Raw genomic sequence first — 12,645 nt, forward strand, 5'->3', positions numbered from 1 at the left:
ATCCGTATCCCGCGTCATTCCAGACAAGAGCCACTCACATGCTACAGAAGATCATCATCGGCATTCTGGCCACGGCCCTGATCGCGGTTTGCTCGATCTGGGGCTACACCGCCTGGCAACAACAACAGGCTGCCGCGCCCGCCGCGCTGGTGCAGGCCGCCGCCGCGCTGCCGGCCAAACCGGCCGAGCCGCTCAAGCCGGAAACCGAAATCGCGCCGGTCGCGGCGCAGCTGCCGGCGGAAAAGGCCGACGGCACCCACTTCACCTATCAATACGTCTCCCCGCGCAATCCCAACTTGCTGGCCATGTACAACATGGCGCGCGAGATCGACGTGCTCAAGCAACTGCCCGAGGTCAACCAGCTCGACGGTTGGCTGACCCTGCCGCGGCCGATCAACTTCATCGCCGCCGAATGCGGCACGGTCAACGCCTTCTACGCCAAGGACAAGGGCGACATCGTGCTGTGCTACGAGATGCTCGAACTGCTGGTGCGCCAGGGCGCGGCGATCGCCGAAGCCAACGGCGGCACCACCCGCGATCAGCTCGACTACCTGATGGCCAACCTGCGCTTTCTGATGCTGCACGAAGCCGGCCACGCCCTGGTCGACATGCTCGACCTGCCCTCGACCGGCCGCGAGGAAGACGCGGTCGACCAACTGGCGACCACGCTGATGCTGTCGTTCGTCAGCGCCGACGAATCGCAGGGCGACATCGCCCAGAAGCTGCAGCTGGCCTCGAACTTCTTCCTGATGACCGACAACGGCCAGCACGACATGGCCACTTACGCCGACGAACACTCGGTCGGCGCGCAGCGCTTCTTCAACCTGCAGTGCATGGTCTACGGCAACAACCCGGGCAAGTACCTGCGCATCGTCACCAGCGGCCGCTTGCCTGAAGCGCGCGCGCTGCGCTGCGAGGAAGAGAGCAAGCAGATCACCCGCAGCTGGATGCGCCTGATCGAACCCAACATCGCGCCCAAGCACCGCATGACCGCCGAGGAAGAGCGGGCCAAGATCGAAGAGATCCAGCGCAAGCAGGTCGACAGCGCGCAGGCGCCGTACATGCGCTGAGCCTTCGCCAGCGCGGCCCGGCTTGCTCCTACAGGGGGCAGCCGATCGACACGCAAAACAAAGGGGCGCCGAAGCGCCCCTTTGTCCGAACCAAGACCGCAGCGCCCGATTACAGGTGCTTGATGATCTCGTCGGCGAACTCCGAGCACTTGACCTCGGTCGCGCCGTCCATCAGACGGGCGAAGTCGTAGGTCACGCGCTTGGAGCCGATGGCCTTGTCCATCGCGTCGATGATCGCATCGGCCGCTTCGGTCCAGCCCATGTAGCGCAGCATCATCTCGCCCGACAGGATCACCGAGCCCGGGTTGACCTTGTCCAGGTCGGCGTACTTCGGCGCGGTGCCGTGGGTCGCTTCGAAGACGGCGTGGCCGGTCACGTAGTTGATGTTGGCGCCCGGGGCGATGCCGATGCCGCCGACTTGCGCGGCGAGCGCGTCGGAGAGGTAGTCGCCGTTGAGGTTGAGCGTGGCGCTGACGTCGTATTCCTTCGGACGCAGCAGGATCTGCTGCAGGAACGCGTCGGCGATGGCGTCCTTGATGACGATGCCCGCGCCCGGCTTGCCTTCCGGAATCACGTGCCACGGACCGCCGTCGAGCTCGACCGCGCCGAAGAAGTCGCGCGCCACCTGGTAGCCCCAGTCACGGAAGCCACCTTCGGTGTACTTCATGATGTTGCCCTTGTGGACCAGGGTCACCGACTTGCGCTTGTTCTCGATCGCATAGCTGATCGCGCTGTGGACCAGACGCTCGGTGCCCAGGCGGCTGACCGGCTTGATGCCGATGCCGACTTCCACCGGCAGCTCGCGCGCCGGCGCGCCGATGGCCTGCAGTTCCTTCAGCCACGCGCCGGTCTTCTCGGCGGTGCCGAAGCGGATCTTGTCGAACGCCTGCGGGAATTCCTTGGCCAGGAAGTCCAGCACCTTCTGCGAGTCGGCGCTGCCGCCGGCCCATTCGATGCCGGCGTAGATGTCCTCGGTGTTCTCGCGGAAGATCACCATGTCCACGTCGCCCGGCTTCTTGACCGGCGAGGGCACGCCCTCGAACCAGCGCACCGGGCGCAGGCACACGTACAGGTCGAGCATCTGCCGCAGCGCCACGTTGAGCGAGCGGATGCCGCCGCCGACCGGCGTGGTCAGCGGGCCCTTGATGCTCACCAGATAATCGCGGCAGGCCTGCACGGTGCCGTCGGGCAGCCAGGTGCCGTAGGTGTTGTTGGCTTTCTCGCCGGCATAGACCTCGAGCCACTCGATCTTTTTCTTGCCGCCGTAGGCCTTGGCGACCGCGGCGTCGAGCACGCGCACCGAAGCGCGCCAGATGTCGGGGCCGGTGCCGTCGCCTTCGATGAACGGGATGATCGGGCGATCCGGCACATTCAGGCCGGTCGGGCTCTTGGTGATCTTGGCGCCGCCAGCGGGCGGCGTCGCTACGAACTCGGTCATTACGATCTCCAGTGGGGCCGCCCGTGCGCGTGCGCATGGACGGTCAGGGGTCCTTGCGGGCCGCTGTGGCGCGGCGACCCGGCCCGCCATTGTCGCGGTTCGGGCGGGGACAGGCAAAGTGCGCAATGGGTCGGTGTGTTGCGGTGGGGCGGTGGGTGCGCCATCCGCCGGGGCACGGCGTAGTTAACATGTACAGGCTTACGTTCGGCCCCGAAGCCTCTATCGGCCCGAGCGAGGATGCGCAGCGACCGATAAGGATCGAGCAAGGATGACGACGGACACTGGCGCCAAGACGCAGATTGTTCGGGCTGGAATGGAAAGGATCTCGCGCGACTTCACCCAAGGCCTCGCCGATCTGGGCTTCGCGCGCACGCGCAGCAAATTCTGGACGCGTCGATTCCAGCATCATCTCGATTTCATTCATCTGCATCGTTCGGGCAGCAGTTACGGCGCGTCGTACAACGCATCGGTGTCGTTGCGGGTTCATTTGGGAATCGCGGTGTTGGACGACGATCGCGAGATCCAGGCGTTGAACGGACCGGACAGCGACAACCTCGATCTGTTTCGGGCCGACCGCTTTCATCTTCGTTTCAATGCTTCATCGGGCAGCACTTACGAGCGTTGCCGGGACGACCTTTTGCGGTTTGTCGTTCAACGCGCTGAGCCCTGGTTTGCTAGATGGCGTACGCCGCTGGCGTTGCTGGAGAGCGAAGATTCGCCGTTGGACGCCGACGCCCGGCAGGCCTTGCGAGGCGGCTTGGACGGGCACTCAGCGGCCGAACGGGTGGCGCGTACGTTGAAGCGGTTTGGAATCGAGGACTAAGGTTCACGAAGCGGTCGTGACCGATGAGCGCTGCTGATGAAGCGCTGCTCAGACCTCGCGCCAATCCAGCGCCGTCAACGGCGCCATCCCATGCGCCGCCCGCGCCTTGTCGCACTGCGGGCTGGCGTTGCCGTCTTCCCACGCCGGTTTGAGCGCGTGGCAGGGCGAGGGCCGCAGTGCGTAGATGCCGCAGTGGGCGTCGGTGCCGATCTGGCCGCGCAGTTGTTCGCAGCGCAACGGTTTGCCGCCGTAGGTGCCGCGCATGGTGACCCGGTGCGGGTCGAGGGTTTCGGTCAGCGCGCTCGGGGTGAGGCCGCCGTCGAAGGCGTCGGTTTCGCTCCAGTGGAAGGCGACGCGGAAGTGGGCGCAGCAGGCGCCGCAGCGCAGGCAGGGGTGGGTGGTCATGCGCCGGTCGCGGGCGGAAAGAGCGGCATTGTCCAGCGATGCGCGGGCTCAAGGAAAGAGCCGCGAACCCTAGCCCCCTTTGCAAAAGGGGGCGGGCGCCCGGGATAAATCGGGGCACCGGGGTGGTGGCTGCGCCGGGGGATTGGCTTCAGGTCGCCGGGGGGCTCGGTGAAGCGAAGAGCGAAGAGCAAATCCCCCCTAGCCCCCCTTTTTCAAAGGGGGGAAGCGGTAGGTGGGGGCGTTTGGGGTGGGTGGGGCGAGCGGTCAGGCGCCGCAGCACTTCTTGTACTTCTTGCCGCTGCCGCAGGTGCACGGGTCGTTGCGGTCGGGGGTGTCGGCGCGGCGCAGCGGTTCGCGCGGGGTCAGCGCTTGGATCCGGTGGTGGTGCAGGTCGGCGAGCATGCCGGGCAGGCCGGCGACGATTTCCAGGCGCTCGCGGTAGCTGATCGGCGTGGCCGGGGCGGTCGGGTCTTCGCCCAGCACTTCGCCGCTGGCCAGACGGTCGAACAGGCCGAAGATTTCGTCGATCCAGTCGTTTTCGTCCAGCCACTTGTCCCAGGCCGCTTCGTTGAGCTCGACCCCGCGGAAGAAGCCGAACGCCCAGTCGCGGCCGACGTCGAGCTCATCGGGTTGTTCGGTGTCGGGTTCCTCCGGCAGCCACAGCAGCGGCGCCAGATGGTCGGGCAGGTCGTCGTCGCCGTAGCGCACGCGCGAGCAGACCATGTTCCAGTGGCCGCTCAGCAGGGCCTGAACCTGGGCGGCCTCGGCTTCGTCGTTCCAGCGCGGCTCTTTGCCGCCCCAGACCGGCGGCTGCCACTGCTCGGGCGCGGGCTGGGCCGGGCCGACCACCAGGGCCGAGAGGAAGCCGTCCAGCGCCTCCAGGTTGAAGCCCTTGTAGGGCACGGCGCGTTGGTCGAGCAGGTCGGCCAGGCGTTCGATCTGCTCATCGTCGAGGTAAGCGGGCGCTTTCATGGCGGGGCTCTGCAACGGGTGGGGACGCGCATGGTAGTCGCAGCGGCGTGTCCGCGCTGAAAATTCGGCGTCGGCTCGGGGCCCCCAACTGCCGCGGCATCGGCCGGCAGGACCTACGGGCCCTGGACGACCTGCGGCGGCTGCGCGCCGACCGGGCGTCGTGTCCGTCCGACCGCGTTCTCGACCCGACGGGTCGGATCAGCGGCCGTACGAGGACGTCGATCCGCCGCTACCGGACTCCTGCGTCCGTCGAAGCACCGGCGACAGCGATTCGCCGCCAGCGCGGCCATCGACCGCATGGCTGGACGCAGAACCCCGCGGCCGATGCGATGCGGCCGGTCGCTCGCGTGGAAGTTGCGATCCGCGGTCGCAGCGATGTCGCCACGCAGGCGCACACCTTCCGGCTCGGACACTACGCGCGCGCCGCTTGCCGCGGCGGATCGCGAAGCGATGGCGCATATCAGCAAAGAACGTGATGAAAACAAGTCATCCAAAAAAAATGGCTGCCTTTTCTACAGTTCAAATGAGCCCAGAAATGCGGCTAAGAAGATGACCGCAAACGCTTCCATCCGACGATAGTTCCAATGCGGCTCGCGACTAAGCCCGGGCGCAAGACACTCGCGACGCTGCGTCGATGCGAGTGCGCCGACGGAGCGCAAACAACCTCGTCCGTCGTCTCATTCACCTGATCAAGAAGGGATACAGCTCGTATGCAATCGACGGAAGCCACGACCCCGGTCGTCCCGAAATTCTGGAAGACGGCTTATGGCGTCATCAACGCGGTGGCCGATGAGAACGTAATCACCGAATCGCTCGGAAAACACGGGCGCTGGGTGGAGTCCGAGCTGGATTTTCTCAGCGGGCTGTTGCCGGAGGGCGCCACGGTGGTGGAGATCGGCGGGGAGTACGGCGCGCATGCGCTGTGCCTGTCCAAAGTGGTCGGCGCCGAGGGCGAAGTGCATGTGCTGGAACAAGACCGCCTGTTGCACCTGCAGATTTGCGCCAACGTCGCGCTCAACGGTGTGGTGAACGTACACGCTCACCAACCGGTCAAGGGCCGGCGCGCGTACTCGAACCTCCGCGATCTCGAGCTGACCTCCCTGCACTGCCTGAAAGTGAACCCGACCGGCGTGTTGGAGAGCGTGCTTGCCGACGCCAAAGAACTGGTCCGGCGCTGCAAGCCGTATCTCTACTTTCGCCTGGGTTCGCCGCAACTGGCGCGGGAAGAAGTCGGGATCGTCAAGGCGCTGGGCTACCGCTGCTGGTCGCACATCGCCTATCTGCAATCGGGCGCCGATGCGGGCGCAACCGGCGCCGCGTTTCCGGGCTGGGCGCACCAGAATGTCATCGCCGCGCCGTCGGAGTCCGTCGGCATGGATACCGACTTCGCCCATCTGAGAGAAATCTGAGCAGAACGATGCGCATCGGCTTGCTGTCGACGTTCATCGCGTGCGCCGCGGCGGCCTGCGCCAGCTTGCCGGATCCGCCCGTTCGCAAAGGCGCGGTCGCGCCGGCGACACCGTCGGCGCTGCGCACCGCTTCGGTCAAGCCGGCGCGCGCTGCGCGCAGCGACGGCGGCCAGCCTCGCCGGCCGCGGGCGAAGCGAAGCGACGACCAGGTCGCGCCGATCCGGCGCGGGCCTTACGTCGCGCCGGTGTCGTCCGCGTTTCCGGAAGCGGTGCCGCTGCAACGGCAGGGTTACAGCACGATCGCGCTCGATCTGCCCGAAGCCTTGCCGGTGCGGTCCGGGCCGGCGCGCGCGCAGCCCGCGGCCGCTTCGCCGCTGTCGGTGTGGCTGATCGCCGCGCTGGGAGCGATTGCGGCGTGGTTGTTCGCGGTCGCGTTGTGGCGGATGTGGCGACGGCCGGCGGTTCGATCCGGCGAGCGCGTCGAGCCCGCGCCGCCGGTTGCGTCGGCACCGGTCGAGTCGCTGGCGCTGGTGGCGGAAGAACCGAACGCGGTAATCGAGCCGTCGCTCGGCGAGCAAAACGACGCGATCGCGCGCGCCGCGTACAACGAGGCATTCGAGCGCCCGCAGCAGGCCGAGACGGAGAACGAAATGTCGCCAGTCGATGCAGAACAACACGACGCCGGGCTTCGCGAAGCCTTGGCCATCGCCCGGCACCGGCTTTCGGCCAACGATCCGGAGCGGGCGCTCCAGGCGCTGGCGCCGTATGCGCAGCTGGACGATGCGCCGCCCGCGGTGCTGATGACGCTGGCCAAAACCTGGATGCAACTGGGCGAGGCGACGGGCGACGCCGACTGCTTCGGCACCGCCGCTGATGCGTTGCTGCGGGTGAAGGCCAGCGGCGAGCAACGCGACATCCCGGATGTGTCGCACGGCATCGGTTGCTGTCGATTGGAACAAGCGCAGCGCTTGTCCGGAGCCGCGCAAAGACAGGCCCTGGATCGGGCGGTCGAGCATCTGGGCGCAGCGGCGAGTTCGCGCGCCAATCCGCGATTGCTGATGGATCAAGGCGCGGCCCTGCTGCTGCGGGCCAAGCTGACCCAGGGCGATCGGGTCGGCGATCTGGAAGCGGCCGAAGCGGCGTTTCGCGGCGCATTGCTGGCGGGGGCGTCCTTGGATTCGGGCTCAGCCTGGTGCTTGCAACTGACGCTGCGCCAACTGGCGGATGCGCAGCCGGCGAGCGATGCGGTTCTGCGCCGGGAGCAGGCGCGCGAGATCATCGTCAGCGCGCTGGAGAAATGCGGCGACAGCTCGCGCGAAGCGATATGGCGGGCCAGCTCGATCCAGTTGTCGGTCGATGAAGTGTTGGCCAGCCGTTGGGAGGGCGCGGTCAAGCGCATCCGACTGAAGGAAATCCAGGCGACGCATCGCTCGCTGCTGGTGCCCGGCGCGGCGCCGCCGATCGTGTTCACCTGGGTCAAGCTGCTGTGCGAGCAAGCCAAGGAACTGATCGGGCGGGCGCGCCGGGAAAAGTTCGGCGAAGCCGAACGGGCGCTGGATCTGGTCGATACGCCGGCCAATTCCCGCGATGAGATGGAAATGCGCCTGCTCGCGGCGCAGATCGCGCGCCAGCGCGGCTACGGCGAAGACGCGGCCACGCGCTTGCTGTTGTTGTCGGAGGCGGAGCGGTCGCTGGAATCGTATCTGCGCCGCCCCGGCGCCACCGCTCTGCAAATGGAGGCGGCGCTGGTCGCGCTGGATCGGGCCGGGTTGTTGCGCCCGTCGGCGGCGGCGATAGCGGCGAAAAAGGCGATCGCGCTGTGCGAACCCTTGCAGGCGCTGTGCGAACTCGAAGCCGATGCGTTGAGATGCCACCTGAAGGCGTCGTTGCTGTTGGACGACAACGATCTGCGCGCGCAGGCGCCGGCGGACCGGTCGCGGGTCGATCGCTTGATCGAACTCGCGCCCGAGGATGCGCAGACCTGGGTTTTGGCCGCTCGCTATGCCTTGGCCGGCGGACAGTATCGGCAGGCGTCGGATCATTGCCGGGCGGCGTCGCGTTTGGGCGCTTCGGAGACGGTGTTGAGGCCGCTGCGGGTGCGGATCGACGCGGCTTGGCAAACCACGGATGTTTTGCCGGCTGTCGCGATCCAGGCGCGGCATACGCGCGCGTCTGCGCCGACGTCCGTCGCCAGTGCGCTGGAAATCGCATCGGGACAGTGAGGCGACAGGGGCATCGGCGATCCAGGCGTTGAGAGTCGGTTCGCGCGGCAAGCGGCCGGCGCGATGCCGTATCCGCGCTGACGCGGTCGTGATGTGGTCGCGATGGCGGTTTGCGACGCGCGCGATTGTGGTCGCGGCCGGTCTGCGCCGAAAATGCCGAGATGACCGCATCGATCGCCCCGCCCGCCGCCTGCCCCTGCGACCCTTCGCGCCGCTATGCCGACTGTTGCGGGCGGCTGCATGCCGGCGCGGTTGTCGCCGATACCGCCGAGGCGCTGATGCGCTCGCGGTACAGCGCCTATGTGTTGGGCGATCTGGAGTACTTGTGCGCCAGCTGGCACGTCGACACCTGTCCGGCCGAGTTGGACTTCGACCCTGCGGTGCGCTGGCTGGGGCTTGAGGTGAAGCGGCACCAGCCGCACGGCGAGACCGCGGTGGTCGAGTTCGTCGCCCGTTATCGGGTCGGCGGCGGCTCGGCGGTGCGCTTGCACGAGATCAGCCGGTTCGCGCGGGTCGAAGGTCGTTGGGTGTACGTGGACGGTGAGTTTCCGCCGCAGTCGTAACGCGCAAACCGTCGCCTCCTTTGAAAAAGGGGGCGAGCGCCCGGCGTGGTTTCGTTTCGCGGAGTGAAATGGAGCGCGGGGGATTTGCTTGGCGGCGCGGCGAGCGCGGAGCGAAAAGCGAAATCCCCCTAACCCCCCTTTTTCAAAGGGGGGAATGCGTTTGGGGATTCGTAGGTGTCTGCTGGTTCGCAGTACCGGTCCGGTCCCCAAACCGCAGACAAAAAAAGGGCGCGGCATTGAGCCGCGCCCGGGCTTGCCCGCCCATAGAGGCGGAGAGAGACGATTACTTCACTTCGAGTTCGGTGGTGTTGGCGACCGCACCGTTGGCGGTGACTTCGACCTTATACTTGCCGGCCGGCCACGGCGAGGCCTTGGTGAATTCGAAGTTGGTGGTTTCAGCACCGGTGGTGTTGAGGGTCTGCTTGGACTCGCCGGCGGTCTGGCCGTCCTGGTAGACGAGCTTGGCCGAGACTTCCTGGTTGGTCGCGGTGCCGTCGGTGGCGACCGAGGCGATGATCTTGTCGCCCGGCTTGAAGGCGTTGGTCGGCGCGGCGATCTTCTTGTCCGGGCCGGCGGCGGTGCCCAGGGTCACCGAGGTCACGCTCAGCGCGGCCGGAGCCGGAGCGGGTTCGGGGGCCGGAGCCGGCGCCGGAGTTTCCACGGCCGGCGGCGGGGTCGGCGCCGGTTCTTCCTTCTTCTTGCAGCCGGCCACGGCCAGCGCGGCGACCAGAGCGGCGGCAACGGCGTAAGGGGTGCGATTGCGGATCAGCATGGTGGATCTCTCCTGACAAAGGCTAGTGATGATGTTGAAACGCAGTCGACCGGTCAGTCGTTGATGGCCGGAATCTTGAGGATCTGGCCGGGCTGAATCTTGTCGGGATCGTCGAGCTGGTCGCGGTTGGCTTCGAAAATCGCGCTCCACTTGCTCGACTTGCCGTAGAACTGCTTGGCGATGTGCGAGAGCGTGTCGCCCTTCTCAACCGTGTAGCTTTGCTCGCCGACCTTTTCGGCCGTGGTGTCGACCTTCACCGTCACGTCGGAGAAATCGGCTTTCTCGACCTTTTGCGCGGTGGTGTCGACGTTGACGTTCACATCGGAAAAATCGGCTTTCTTATCCGGGGTAGTCATGGGTTGAGGGCTCCTGCCGAAGTGGCGGAACGCAACATGACATGGCGCTTGTTAAAAAGACATAGCGCCCGCGTGAACTTTCATGACGAAACTGAATGAGCCGATTCCCGGCCCGTTCCCCCGCGCGCTCGCCGCGCGAGGGCCTGACACAGGCCGCGTGTAGACACTGTGCCGACCGGATTACTGCCGTTCGTCGCGACCGGCCGCCGGCCGTGCCACGCCGTGGCTGCCGCGCCAGGGATTGATGTCCAGGCCGCCGCGGCGGGTGTAGCGCGCTTCCACCGACAGCCATTGCGGTTGTGCGTGTTGGCGCAGATCCGAGTGGATGCGTTCGACGCATTGTTCGTGGAATTCGGCGTGATCGCGGAACGAGATGAGATAGCGCAGCAGCGCCGCGCGATCCAGGCGCGGCCCGCGATAAGCGACGATCACCCGCGCCCAGTCGGGCTGGCCGGTGACCGGGCAATTGGACTTGAGCAGGGCGCTGGCGAGGGTTTCCTCGACGATGTCGGCGGGGTCGGCGCGCAGGTGCCCGGCGTTGGGCGGGCCGTAGTCGTCGATGGCGACATCGAGTTCGTCGATCGATTCGGCGCCGTCGTGGTTTCCGATGGACGGCAGGCCGAAGGCGACCTCGACCGGCGCGCCGGCGGCGGCCGACAGGTCGGCGGCGATGGTCGCGCGCACGCGCTCGGGGTCGTCGAAGCGGGTCGCGTTGAACGAGTTGAGGTAGAGCTTGAGCGACTTGGACTCGATCAAGTGCGGCGAGGTCGCCGGCACGGTCAGGGTGGCGGTGGCGACCCGCGGCTTGCCGCGGCCGTCGAGCCAGCTCAGTTCGTAGGCGTGCCAGCGGTCGAAACCCTGGAACGGCAGGGCGTCGCCGTCGATGCCGATGTGGGCGCGGCCGAGGGTGCGCTCGATCGGGAACAGCAGCGAGGCGTCGTACTCGCGCGGGTAGTCGACGTGGCGGCCGAGGGGGAGGTCGTGGGAGGTCATGGCGGCATTTTAGCCGCTTTGGCTATTCCCTCTCCCGCTTGCGGCGACCGAAGGGAGTGCAAGGCTGAGAGGGCTAGGGTGAGGGGGTGAGCGCCGCAGGCGCGAATGCTTTTGCCTTGCGCGGCGGACCGGAGCGGCCCTCACCCCAACCCTCTCCCGCGCCCCGAAGGAAAGTCACCTTGGGTGGCAAGCGGGAGAGGGAGCAGGATCAAGACTTATCCAGCCTTCTGCCCATTCAAATAATCCAACGTCACCTGCAACATCGAACGCAGACCGACATCCAGCGAAGCCTCATCCAGCTTGAACTTGGGCGAATGATTGCTAGGCGCGCTGGAGATCTCCACGCCCGGATCGGTCGCGCCAACGAAGAAGAACATCGACGGCACTTCCTTGGCGAAATAGGAGAAATCCTCCGAACCCATCACCAGCGGCATTTCGATCACGTTGTTGGCGCCGACCACGGCCTTGAGGCTGGGCAGCATGCGCGCGGTCAGCGCCGGATCGTTGTAGGTCACCGGGTTGCTGTCGGGTTCGGGCACCTGCGATTCGGCGCGCGCGCCGTGCGCGGCGCTGACGTGTTCGGCGACGTTCTTCAGGTCCTTGAAGATCGCCGCGCGCATGCCGTCGTCGAAGGTGCGGATGGTGCCGGTGAGTTCGACTTCGTCGGGAATGATGTTGTAGCGGATGCCGCCCTTGATCGAGCCGAAGGTCACCACCGCCGGCAGTTTGGCGATGTTGGTGCGGCGGCTGACGATGGTCTGGGCGGTGCCGACCATGTCGGCGGCGGCGACGATCGGGTCGATCCCGCCCCAGGGCGAGGAGCCGTGGGTCTGGCGGCCCTTGATCTTGATGCTGAAGCGGTCCGAGGCGGCCATCAGCGGGCCCTGGCGCACGCCGAGCTGGCCGGCGGGCAGGGTCGAGAACACGTGCAGGCCGAACATGGCTTCGGGTTTGAAGTCCTTGAACAGGCCTTCCTTGAGCATCAGCGAGGCGCCGCCTTCTTCGCCCGAGGGCGGGCCTTCCTCGGCCGGCTGGAACACCAGCATCACTTGGCCAGGCAGGTCTTTCTTCATCGCCACCAGCGCGTCGGCGATGCCGAGCAGGATGCCGGTGTGGGCGTCGTGGCCGCAGGCGTGCATGACCCCGACGGTTTCGCCGCGGAAGCTGGCGGTGGCTTTGGAGGCGAACGGCAGATCGACCTGTTCGGTCACCGGCAGCGCGTCCATGTCCGCGCGCAGGGCGATCTTCGGGCCGGGTTTGCCGCCTTCGATGATCGCCACCACGCCGTATTTGGCGATCCCGGTCTGCGGCTTGAGGCCGAGCTTGCGCAGGTGTTCGGCGACCTTGGCCGAGGTGCGCTGCTCGCGGTTGGACAGTTCCGGGTGCTGATGGAAGTCGCGGCGCCAGGCGACCACGTCGGCCTTGAGCTTGGCCGCGGCGGCGGCCACTTCGGGGCGCTCGGCCGATTGCGCGGCGGCGGCCAGCGGCAGCGCGGCCAGCGCGGCCAGCGCGGAACAGGTCAGGGCGCAGCTCAGGGCGACGGACAGCGGACGCTTCATCGACGGACTCCGGCGGGAAAATCCCGATCCTAGCCGATGGGGGGCGGGGCGGCTGCGCGACTT

11 protein-coding genes and 1 pseudogene are annotated in these 12,645 nt (G+C 66.9%); 5 read left to right on the forward strand and 7 right to left on the reverse strand.

Annotated features, from left to right (window positions below; all coding sequences use genetic code 11):
- Positions 1-38: 38 nt before the first annotated feature.
- Positions 39-1,070 carry a DUF4344 domain-containing metallopeptidase gene (locus V7787_RS42150; protein WP_336093546.1) on the forward strand — a complete coding sequence of 344 codons (1,032 nt, stop codon included), beginning with the start codon at positions 39-41 and terminating at the stop codon, positions 1,068-1,070.
- 109 nt (positions 1,071-1,179) lie between these two features.
- Here V7787_RS42150 and icd read toward each other — a convergent pair whose 3' ends face one another.
- Complete coding sequence (icd, locus tag V7787_RS42155) at positions 1,180-2,508, reverse strand: NADP-dependent isocitrate dehydrogenase (protein WP_336093547.1); 1,329 nt, start codon at positions 2,506-2,508, stop codon at positions 1,180-1,182.
- 268 nt (positions 2,509-2,776) lie between these two features.
- On the opposite strand from icd, the gene V7787_RS42160 reads away from it, so the two are divergent.
- Positions 2,777-3,331 (forward strand): hypothetical protein, encoded by a 555-nt coding sequence (locus tag V7787_RS42160; protein WP_336093548.1) that lies wholly within the window; start codon positions 2,777-2,779, stop codon positions 3,329-3,331.
- A 48-nt stretch (positions 3,332-3,379) separates the two neighbouring features.
- Here the strand turns inward: V7787_RS42160 and V7787_RS42165 are convergent, their stop codons facing one another.
- Together V7787_RS42165 and V7787_RS42170 are read right to left on the reverse strand one after the other, a co-directional pair.
- Positions 3,380-3,736, reverse strand: coding sequence for a YkgJ family cysteine cluster protein (locus V7787_RS42165; protein ID WP_336093549.1), 357 nt, complete (start codon positions 3,734-3,736; stop codon positions 3,380-3,382).
- 264 nt (positions 3,737-4,000) lie between these two features.
- The gene (locus V7787_RS42170; protein WP_336093550.1) at positions 4,001-4,708 is read right to left on the reverse strand and encodes a UPF0149 family protein; all 708 of its coding nucleotides are present in this window, start codon (positions 4,706-4,708) and stop codon (positions 4,001-4,003) included.
- Between the two features lie 710 nt (positions 4,709-5,418).
- On the opposite strand from V7787_RS42170, the gene V7787_RS42175 reads away from it, so the two are divergent.
- From V7787_RS42175 to V7787_RS42185, 3 genes are all read left to right on the forward strand, one after another.
- On the forward strand, positions 5,419-6,117 hold the full coding sequence (locus tag V7787_RS42175; RefSeq protein ID WP_336093551.1) for a hypothetical protein: 699 nt from the start codon (positions 5,419-5,421) through the stop codon (positions 6,115-6,117).
- An 8-nt stretch (positions 6,118-6,125) separates the two neighbouring features.
- Positions 6,126-8,339 carry a hypothetical protein gene (locus tag V7787_RS42180; protein ID WP_336093552.1) on the forward strand — a complete coding sequence of 738 codons (2,214 nt, stop codon included), beginning with the start codon at positions 6,126-6,128 and terminating at the stop codon, positions 8,337-8,339.
- Positions 8,340-8,500: 161 nt separating this feature from the next.
- Positions 8,501-8,902, forward strand: coding sequence for a YchJ family protein (locus V7787_RS42185; protein ID WP_336093553.1), 402 nt, complete (start codon positions 8,501-8,503; stop codon positions 8,900-8,902).
- Between the two features lie 283 nt (positions 8,903-9,185).
- Here V7787_RS42185 and V7787_RS42190 read toward each other — a convergent pair whose 3' ends face one another.
- From V7787_RS42190 to V7787_RS42205, 4 genes and pseudogenes are all read right to left on the reverse strand, one after another.
- A complete protein-coding gene (locus tag V7787_RS42190) occupies positions 9,186-9,674 on the reverse strand; it encodes a hypothetical protein (RefSeq protein WP_336093554.1) in 489 nt (162 codons plus the stop codon).
- A 53-nt stretch (positions 9,675-9,727) separates the two neighbouring features.
- Positions 9,728-9,886, reverse strand: a pseudogene (locus V7787_RS42195) (LysM peptidoglycan-binding domain-containing protein); the annotation flags it as partial.
- Between the two features lie 324 nt (positions 9,887-10,210).
- Positions 10,211-11,023, reverse strand: coding sequence for an NADPH-dependent 7-cyano-7-deazaguanine reductase QueF (gene queF, locus V7787_RS42200; protein ID WP_336093555.1), 813 nt, complete (start codon positions 11,021-11,023; stop codon positions 10,211-10,213).
- A gap of 215 nt (positions 11,024-11,238) precedes the next feature.
- Positions 11,239-12,582: an amidohydrolase gene (locus V7787_RS42205; protein ID WP_336093556.1), complete on the reverse strand. Its 1,344-nt coding sequence runs from the start codon at positions 12,580-12,582 to the stop codon at positions 11,239-11,241.
- Between the last annotated feature and the right edge of the window lie 63 nt (positions 12,583-12,645).

Source organism: Pseudomonas sp. CGJS7 (assembly GCF_036961695.1).

Excerpts from the sequence above, each read along its gene's own strand:
- V7787_RS42180 (WP_336093552.1), top strand. The coding sequence starts at position 6,126 with ATGCGCATCGGCTTGCTGTCGACGTTCATCGCGTGCGCCGCGGCGGCC.
- V7787_RS42185 (WP_336093553.1), top strand. The coding sequence starts at position 8,501 with ATGACCGCATCGATCGCCCCGCCCGCCGCCTGCCCCTGCGACCCTTCG.
- V7787_RS42205 (WP_336093556.1), bottom strand. The coding sequence starts at position 12,582 with ATGAAGCGTCCGCTGTCCGTCGCCCTGAGCTGCGCCCTGACCTGTTCC.
- V7787_RS42165 (WP_336093549.1), bottom strand. The coding sequence starts at position 3,736 with ATGACCACCCACCCCTGCCTGCGCTGCGGCGCCTGCTGCGCCCACTTC.
- V7787_RS42170 (WP_336093550.1), bottom strand. The coding sequence starts at position 4,708 with ATGAAAGCGCCCGCTTACCTCGACGATGAGCAGATCGAACGCCTGGCC.
- queF (WP_336093555.1), bottom strand. The coding sequence starts at position 11,023 with ATGACCTCCCACGACCTCCCCCTCGGCCGCCACGTCGACTACCCGCGC.
- V7787_RS42175 (WP_336093551.1), top strand. The coding sequence starts at position 5,419 with ATGCAATCGACGGAAGCCACGACCCCGGTCGTCCCGAAATTCTGGAAG.
- V7787_RS42190 (WP_336093554.1), bottom strand. The coding sequence starts at position 9,674 with ATGCTGATCCGCAATCGCACCCCTTACGCCGTTGCCGCCGCTCTGGTC.
- V7787_RS42150 (WP_336093546.1), top strand. The coding sequence starts at position 39 with ATGCTACAGAAGATCATCATCGGCATTCTGGCCACGGCCCTGATCGCG.
- V7787_RS42160 (WP_336093548.1), top strand. The coding sequence starts at position 2,777 with ATGACGACGGACACTGGCGCCAAGACGCAGATTGTTCGGGCTGGAATG.
- icd (WP_336093547.1), bottom strand. The coding sequence starts at position 2,508 with ATGACCGAGTTCGTAGCGACGCCGCCCGCTGGCGGCGCCAAGATCACC.